The sequence below is a fragment of the Streptomyces fructofermentans genome (genome assembly GCF_014651055.1).
GTDB lineage: Bacteria > Actinomycetota > Actinomycetes > Streptomycetales > Streptomycetaceae > Streptomyces > Streptomyces fructofermentans.
This window is the reverse complement of record NZ_BMWD01000009.1, coordinates 269,052-276,357: the sequence shown is the minus strand read 5'-3', so window position 1 is coordinate 276,357 and position 7,306 is coordinate 269,052. Positions and strand designations below refer to the sequence as shown.

Here is a 7,306-nt window from a genome sequence, read left to right as displayed (position 1 = left end):
GATCACCTTCTGGACGCTGTTCATCGGCTTCCACGGCACCTTCCTCGTCCAGCACTGGCTGGGTGCCGAGGGCATGCCGCGCCGGTACGCGGACTACCTCGCGGCCGACGGCTTCACCGCGCTCAACACGGTCTCGACGATCAGTTCGTTCCTGCTCGGCCTGTCGATCCTGCCCTTCTTCTACAACGTGTGGAAGACGGCCAAGTACGGCAAGAAGGTCGAGGTCGACGACCCGTGGGGCTACGGCCGCTCACTGGAGTGGGCCACGTCCTGCCCGCCGCCGCGGCACAACTTCCTCACCCTGCCCAGGATCCGTTCCGAATCCCCGGCCTTCGACCTGCACCACCCCGAGATCGCCGCTCTCGACCAGCTCGAGAACGCCGGTCACGGCGAGAAGGCCCTCACCGGTGGCAAGGAGGCCGGCAAGTGAAGGTCCAAGGCAAGATGTTCCTCTGGCTGGCGTTCTTCGTCCTGGCCATGGCGATCGTCTACGGCGTGTGGTCCAAGGAGCCCGCCGGCACCACGGCGCTGTTCCTCGGCTTCGGCCTGTGCGTCATGATCGGCTACTACCTGGCCTTCACGGCCCGGCGGGTCGACGTGGGCGCCCAGGACAACAAGGAGGCCGACGTCGCGGACGACGCCGGCGAGGTCGGGTTCTTCAGCCCGCACAGCTGGCAGCCGCTCTCCCTCGCCATCGGTGGCGCGCTCGCCTTCATGGGCGTCGTCTTCGGCTGGTGGCTGCTCTACTTCTCGGTCCCGATCATCATGATCGGCCTGTGGGGCTGGGTCTTCGAGTACTACCGCGGAGAGAACCAGAACCAGTAGCACGCGCCGAGCGCACGGAACCCGGACACTCCGTCAGGAGGTCCGGGTTCCCTCGTTTGCCGCACGTCCCGTCCCCCGCACGGCCCACTCGCCGCGCCGGAGCCCACCCGGGTTCCTACGTTGAGTCCATGAGCCACTCCGTTTCTTCCAGGAGCGCCGAAGCCGGTGTCGAGAGGCCGGCCGCGCTCAGCCCCCCGGGCCCTGGTGTGCTGCCTCTCCGGACCCCGACACGCCCGCGGAACCGCACCGTCGTGGGCTGCACCCTGCTGGTGATCGCACTCGGCGCGGGCGTCACCGCCTGCGGCTCCGACGGCCACCCGCTCTCCTCCGAGCCCTACGACGCCGCCGACCAGATCTCCTTCAACACCCCGGTGGGCGACGGGCGGAAGGTCGACCCGGACAAGCCGCTGGAGATCACCGTCAAGGACTCCGAGGGCCGCATCACCGACGTCACGGCGACGGACGCCGGCGGGCGGTACGTGGCGGGCGAACTCTCCGCGGACGGAGGCCGCTGGCACAGCACCACGCCGCTCGCCGCGGGAGCCCACTACACGGTCCGGGTCAGCACCGAGGACGAGGACGGCGCGCCCGGGCGCAAGGTCCTCGGCTTCCACACCAGCAGGCCGACGACGAAGAAGCGGCTGAACGTCACGTTCGGACCCGACAAGGGGACTTACGGTGTGGGCCAGCCGATCACGGCCGAACTCAGCGTCCCGGTCACGGACAAGGCGTCACGGGCGGTCGTGGAACGTGCCCTCAAGGTCGACTCGCGGCCCTCCGTCGAGGGCGCCTGGCACTGGGTGGACGACACGAAGCTGCACTACCGTCCGAAGGAGTACTGGCCCGCCCACGCCACCATCCGGGCGCACAGCAACCTCTCCGGGGTGAAGGTCGCCGAACGCCTCTGGGGCGGCAGGGCGAAGCCGTTGAAGCTCACCACGGGCGACCGCATCGAGGCCGTCACGGACGCCTCGACCCACTCGATGACGGTCTACCGCAACGGCGCGGAGATCAACACGATCCCGGTCACCACCGGCAAGCCCGGCTTCGAGACCCGCAACGGCGTCAAGGTCGTGCTGGGCAAGGAGTACTTCGTACGGATGCGCGGCACCAGCATCGGCATCGCCGAGGGCAGCGCGGACTCGTACGACCTGCCCGTGTACTACGCCACACGGGTGACCTGGAGCGGCGAGTACGTGCACGCCGCGCCCTGGTCGACGGGCTCGCAGGGATCGGCCAACGTCAGCCACGGCTGCACCGGCATGAGCACGGGCAACGCCGAGTGGTTCTTCGACACGGTCCGCGCCGGGGACATCGTCAAGGTCGTCAACAGCGACGGCGAGACGATGGACGCGTTCGGCAACGGCTTCGGCGACTGGAACCTGACCTGGAAGAACTGGCGCGAGGGCAGCGCCCTGGTGGGCGGAAGCCCCGAGGGACCCCGCCCCCAGGACCGCGCGCGACTGCGCCCGGAGTCCGTCTAGGGCTCCGCGGGACCTGCCGGGCCCCGAAGGGCCGGTGCGCGACGCGGGGGCCGCAGACGGCCCTCAGGCCGCCGTACGAGGGGTTCCTGACAGCACTCGGGGGTCAGGCGCTCAGTGCGGAGCCGCGCCGCAGCAGACCGGCCAGCGCCGAGGCGAACTCCACCGGGTCCACGGGCAGGGTCACCGCGGCGTCGGCCCGGCTCCACGTGGCCAGCCAGGCGTCCTGCGGGCGCCCCATCAGGACCAGTACCGGCGGGCAGTTGAAGATCTCGTCCTTGATCTGCCGGGCGATGCCCATCCCGCCGGCCGGCACGGCCTCGCCGTCCAGGACGCACACGTCGACGCCGCCGCGGTCCAGTTCCTTGATGACTGCCGCCGGTGTGGCGCACTCGATGAACTCGACCTGGGGGACGTCGGTCGCGGGCCTGCGGCCCGTCGCGAGCCGCACCTGTTCGCGGGTGTTGGAGTCGTCGCTGTAGACCAGCACCGTTGCGGTCGGCTGCATTCTTCCTCCGGGACGTCAGCGTCGTACGGGCAAGGACCGATGCGCGGATGCTACTCCCTCGACCACGTGGTCAACACCGCTTCGGACAGGGCTTCGATGGGCCATACGGGCTGGACACACACCACAGACACCCCGAACGGCACCCCCCGGAGTGAGGGCGGGATAAGCGACCGACATAATGTCGGTCGTGGCGACAGCAACGACAGTAGAAACCGGGCACGCGCACCCGTCGGTCAATCGGCCGAACCTCACCAGCGTCGGAACCATCATCTGGCTGAGTTCCGAGCTGATGTTCTTCGCGGCCCTCTTCGCGATGTACTTCACCCTGCGATCGGTGACAGGGGCCGAGTTCTGGAGTGAGAAGGCGCATGCCTTGAACTTCCCGTTCTCGGCCACCAACACCACGATCCTGGTGCTCTCCTCCCTCACCTGCCAGCTCGGCGTGTTCGCGGCCGAGCGCGGGGACGTGAAGAAGCTCCGGATGTGGTTCATCGTCACCTTCGTGATGGGTGCGATCTTCATCGGCGGCCAGGTCTACGAGTACACCGAGCTGGTCAAGAAGGACGGGCTCTCGCTCTCCTCCGACCCCTACGGCTCGGTGTTCTACCTGACCACCGGCTTCCACGGCCTGCACGTGACGGGTGGTCTCATCGCCTTCCTGCTGGTCCTCGGGCGCACCTACGCCGCCCGCAGGTTCACGCACGAGCAGGCGACCGCCGCCATCGTCGTGTCCTACTACTGGCACTTCGTCGATGTCGTCTGGATCGGCCTCTTCGCCACGATCTACATGATCAAGTAGCCGGGCCCGTTCCCGCGCACATTCCAGCAGCATCGACGCAGAAGATCCTGACACCGGGGTAATCCGTGAAAAAGCTCTCCGCACGACGACGCCATCCGCTGGCGGCGGTCGTCGTCCTACTCCTCGCGCTGGCGGCCACCGGGGGGCTGTACACCGCGTTCGCGCCCGCGGACAAGGCGCAGGCCGATACATCCGCCCAGTCCCTCGCCATCGACGAGGGCAAGAAGCTCTACGCCGTCGGCTGCGCCAGCTGCCACGGCACCGGCGGTGAGGGCACCACCGACGGTCCCAGCCTGGTGGGCGTCGGCGCTGCCGCCGTCGACTTCCAGGTCGGTACCGGCCGTATGCCCGCCCAGCAGCCGGGCGCGCAGATTCCGGCGAAGAAGGTCATCTACTCGCAGGCCGAGATCGACCAGCTCGCGGCGTTCGTCGCCGCGCTGGGCGCCGGCCCGAGCGTGCCGACGGAGGAGCAGTACAGCCCCGAGGGCGCGGACATCGCCGAGGGCGGCGAACTCTTCCGTACGAACTGCGCGCAGTGCCACAACTTCACCGGCAAGGGTGGCGCGCTGACGAACGGCAAGTACGCCCCCACGCTGGAGGACGTCGACCCGAAGCACATCTACGAGGCCATGCAGACCGGCCCGCAGAACATGCCGTCCTTCCCCGACACCACGCTGACGGAGAAGAACAAGCAGGACATCATCGCGTACCTCGACGTGGTCAACAGTGACGACTCGGCCAGCCCCGGTGGTCTGGAGCTGGGCGGCCTGGGGCCGGTCAGCGAGGGACTCTTCGGCTGGATCTTCGGACTCGGCGGACTGATCGCCGTGGCCGTATGGGTCGCCGCCCGGACCGCAAAGGCCAAGAAGTCATGAGTAGCCAAGACACCCCAGAAGAGAACCTGCCCGCCGAGCGGGCCGCCGACGAGCACGGCGCCGTACGCGTCGCGGACGAGAAGGACCCGTTCGCGGATCCCGGTCTGCCGCCGCACGAGCACCGCATCCAGGACATCGACGAGCGGGCCGCCAAGCGGTCCGAGCGCGCGGTCGCCTTCCTGTTCACGCTCTCGATGCTCGCCACGATCGGCTTCATCGCCGCGTTCGTGGCGATCCCCAAGGACGAGATCGTCTACATCTTCCCGCTGGGTCACATCAGCGGGCTGAACTTCGCCCTGGGCATGACGCTCGGCCTGGCGCTGTTCTGCATCGGCGCGGGCGCGGTCCACTGGGCCCGCACCCTGATGTCCGACGTCGAGATCACGGACGAGCGGCACCCCATCGCCGCCGAGCCCGAGGTCAAGGCCAAGGTCCTCGCCGACTTCAAGGAAGGCGCGCAGGAGTCGGGCCTCGGCCGCCGCAAGCTCATCCGCAACACGATGTTCGGCGCGCTGACCCTGGTCCCGCTCTCCGGCATCGTCCTGCTGCGCGACCTCGGTCCGCTGCCCGAGGACAAGCTGCGGCACACGCTGTGGTCCAAGGGCAAGCTGCTCGTCAACATGAACACCAACGAGCCGCTGCGTCCCGCGGACGTCGTCGTGGGGTCGCTGACCTTCGCCATGCCCGAGGGCCTGGAGGAGCACGACCACGACTTCCAGAACGAGATCGCCAAGGCAGCCCTGATGATCGTCCGGCTCCAGCCCGACGACATCAAGGACAAGCAAGAGCTCGCGTGGTCCTACGAGGGCATCGTGGCGTACTCGAAGATCTGCACCCACGTGGGCTGCCCGATCTCCCTGTACGAGCAGCAGACGCACCACGTGCTGTGCCCCTGCCACCAGTCCACCTTCGACCTCTCCGACGGTGCCCGAGTCATCTTCGGCCCGGCCGGTCACGCCCTTCCGCAGCTGCGCATCGGCGTGAACGACGAGGGCTACCTCGAGGCGCTCAGCGACTTCGAAGAGCCCGTCGGTCCTGCCTTCTGGGAGCGCGGATGAGCACCACCACGAGCACAACGGACCCGCGTCGCAAGGCGCCCGCCGGTGAGCGGGTCGCCGACTGGGCCGACGGCCGTCTGGGGATCTACTCCCTGGCCAAGACCAACATGCGCAAGATCTTCCCGGACCACTGGTCCTTCATGCTGGGCGAGATCTGCCTCTACAGCTTCCTGATCATCATCCTCACGGGTGTGTACCTGACGCTGTTCTTCCACCCGTCGATGAACGAGGTGGAGTACCACGGCAGTTACATCCCGCTCCAGGGACAGCTGATGTCGGAGGCCTTCGCCTCCACGCTGGACATCAGCTTCGACGTCCGCGGCGGTCTGCTCATCCGGCAGATCCACCACTGGGCGGCCATCGTCTTCCTGGCCGGCATGTTCGTGCACATGATGCGCGTGTTCTTCACCGGCGCGTTCCGCAAGCCGCGCGAGATCAACTGGATGTTCGGCTTCCTGCTGTTCGTCCTCGGCATGTTCACCGGGTTCACCGGCTACTCGCTGCCGGACGACCTGCTCTCCGGCACGGGTGTCCGCTTCACCCAGGGCGCGATCCTGGCCACGCCGATCGTGGGCACGTACATCTCGATGTTCCTGTTCGGCGGGGAGTTCCCCGGCACGGACTTCGTGGCGCGCTTCTACTCGATCCACATCCTGCTGCTGCCGGGCATCATGCTCGGGCTCGTGGTCGGCCACCTGATCCTGGTCTGGTACCACAAGCACACCCAGTTCGCGGGCCCCGGCAAGACCAACAAGAACGTCGTCGGCATGCCCCTGCTGCCGGTGTACACGGCCAAGGCGGGCGGCTTCTTCTTCCTGGTCTTCGGCTTCATCGCCATGGTCGCCGGAATCGCGTCCATCAACCCGATCTGGGTGCTGGGACCGTACCGGCCCGACCAGGTGTCGACCGGCGCCCAGCCCGACTGGTACATGGGCTTCGCCGAGGGTCTGATCCGCGCGATGCCGGGCTGGGAGATCAACCTCTGGGGCCACACGCTGGTCCTCGGCGTGTTCATCCCGCTGGTGCTGTTCGGCCTGTTCCTCGGGGTGATCGCGCTCTACCCGTTCATCGAGTCCTGGGTCACCGGGGACAAGCGCGAGCACCACATCCTGGACCGCCCGCGCAACGCCCCGACCCGTACGGCCTTCGGTGTCGCCTGGGTGACCTCCTACATGATCATGTTGATCGGTGGTGGCAACGACATCGTCGCCACGCACTTCCATCTGTCGATCAACTCGGTCACCTGGTTCGTGCGCATCGGGTTCTTCGTGGGACCGGTCATCGCGTTCGTCGTCACCAAGCGGATCTGCCTCGGCCTCCAGCGCCGGGACAGGGACAAGGTGCTGCACGGCCGTGAGTCCGGCATCATCAAGCGCCTGCCGCACGGCGAGTTCATCGAGGTGCACGAGCCCCTCAGCCAGGAGGCCCTGCACACCCTCACGGCGCACGACCAGTACCAGCCGGCCGAGATCGGCCCGGCGGTCGACGAGAACGGTGTCGAGCGCAAGGTGAACGGCACGCAGAAGCTGCGCGCGAAGCTCAGCAACGCGTACTTCGGGGAGGACAACCAGATCCCGAAGCCCACCGCCGAGGAGTACAAGGAGATCACCAGCGGCCACGGCCACCACTGATCCCCGACTGTCCGCCACGCCGAAGAGCCCCGTCCATTGCCCGGACGGGGCTCTTCGGCGTACCCGGGGCTGGATAGGGTGGAGCCATCCCCTACGAGACGCGGGTCCCGGCGCGAGCCGCGGGGACCG

At 67.9% G+C, this 7,306-nt stretch carries 8 protein-coding genes; 7 read left to right on the top strand and 1 reads right to left on the bottom strand.

The window, feature by feature from the left end; translation table 11 throughout:
• The 3 genes from IE265_RS15895 to IE265_RS15885 all read left to right on the top strand — a co-directional run.
• A partial coding sequence (locus IE265_RS15895; RefSeq protein WP_190036201.1) for a cbb3-type cytochrome c oxidase subunit I occupies positions 1-430 on the top strand: 430 nt, incomplete at its 5' end.
• The gene (locus IE265_RS15890; protein WP_190036200.1) at positions 427-825 is read left to right on the top strand and encodes a cytochrome c oxidase subunit 4; all 399 of its coding nucleotides are present in this window, start codon (positions 427-429) and stop codon (positions 823-825) included. The genes IE265_RS15895 and IE265_RS15890, both read left to right, overlap by 4 nt.
• Before the next feature lie 251 nt (positions 826-1,076).
• On the top strand, positions 1,077-2,309 hold the full coding sequence (locus IE265_RS15885; RefSeq protein WP_229916209.1) for a L,D-transpeptidase: 1,233 nt from the start codon (positions 1,077-1,079) through the stop codon (positions 2,307-2,309).
• Positions 2,310-2,412: 103 nt separating this feature from the next.
• On the opposite strand, the gene IE265_RS15880 is transcribed toward IE265_RS15885, so the two are convergent.
• A complete protein-coding gene (locus tag IE265_RS15880) occupies positions 2,413-2,814 on the bottom strand; it encodes a hypothetical protein (protein ID WP_190036198.1) in 402 nt (133 codons plus the stop codon).
• A gap of 178 nt (positions 2,815-2,992) precedes the next feature.
• Between IE265_RS15880 and ctaE the strand changes: the two genes are divergently transcribed.
• The 4 genes from ctaE (at position 2,993) to qcrB (ending at position 7,177) form a co-directional block, all read left to right on the top strand.
• Positions 2,993-3,613, top strand: coding sequence for an aa3-type cytochrome oxidase subunit III (gene ctaE / locus IE265_RS15875; RefSeq protein ID WP_190036197.1), 621 nt, complete (start codon positions 2,993-2,995; stop codon positions 3,611-3,613).
• A 65-nt stretch (positions 3,614-3,678) separates the two neighbouring features.
• Complete coding sequence (gene qcrC, locus IE265_RS15870; RefSeq protein ID WP_190036196.1) at positions 3,679-4,488, top strand: cytochrome bc1 complex diheme cytochrome c subunit; 810 nt, start codon at positions 3,679-3,681, stop codon at positions 4,486-4,488.
• Entirely contained in the window at positions 4,485-5,546 is a 1,062-nt protein-coding gene (gene qcrA, locus IE265_RS15865; protein WP_190036195.1) for a cytochrome bc1 complex Rieske iron-sulfur subunit, read from the top strand. Before qcrC ends, qcrA begins: the two co-directional genes overlap by 4 nt.
• Positions 5,543-7,177, top strand: a complete 1,635-nt coding sequence (qcrB, locus tag IE265_RS15860; RefSeq protein WP_190036194.1) for a cytochrome bc1 complex cytochrome b subunit — start codon at positions 5,543-5,545, stop codon at positions 7,175-7,177. The genes qcrA and qcrB overlap by 4 nt, the downstream gene beginning before the upstream one ends.
• The last annotated feature ends 129 nt before the right edge of the window (positions 7,178-7,306 follow it).

Coding starts and splice junctions, on each gene's coding strand:
- IE265_RS15880 (WP_190036198.1), bottom strand. CDS start 2,814: ATGCAGCCGACCGCAACGGTGCTGGTCTACAGCGACGACTCCAACACC.
- ctaE (WP_190036197.1), top strand. CDS start 2,993: ATGTCGGTCGTGGCGACAGCAACGACAGTAGAAACCGGGCACGCGCAC.
- qcrA (WP_190036195.1), top strand. CDS start 4,485: ATGAGTAGCCAAGACACCCCAGAAGAGAACCTGCCCGCCGAGCGGGCC.
- qcrB (WP_190036194.1), top strand. CDS start 5,543: ATGAGCACCACCACGAGCACAACGGACCCGCGTCGCAAGGCGCCCGCC.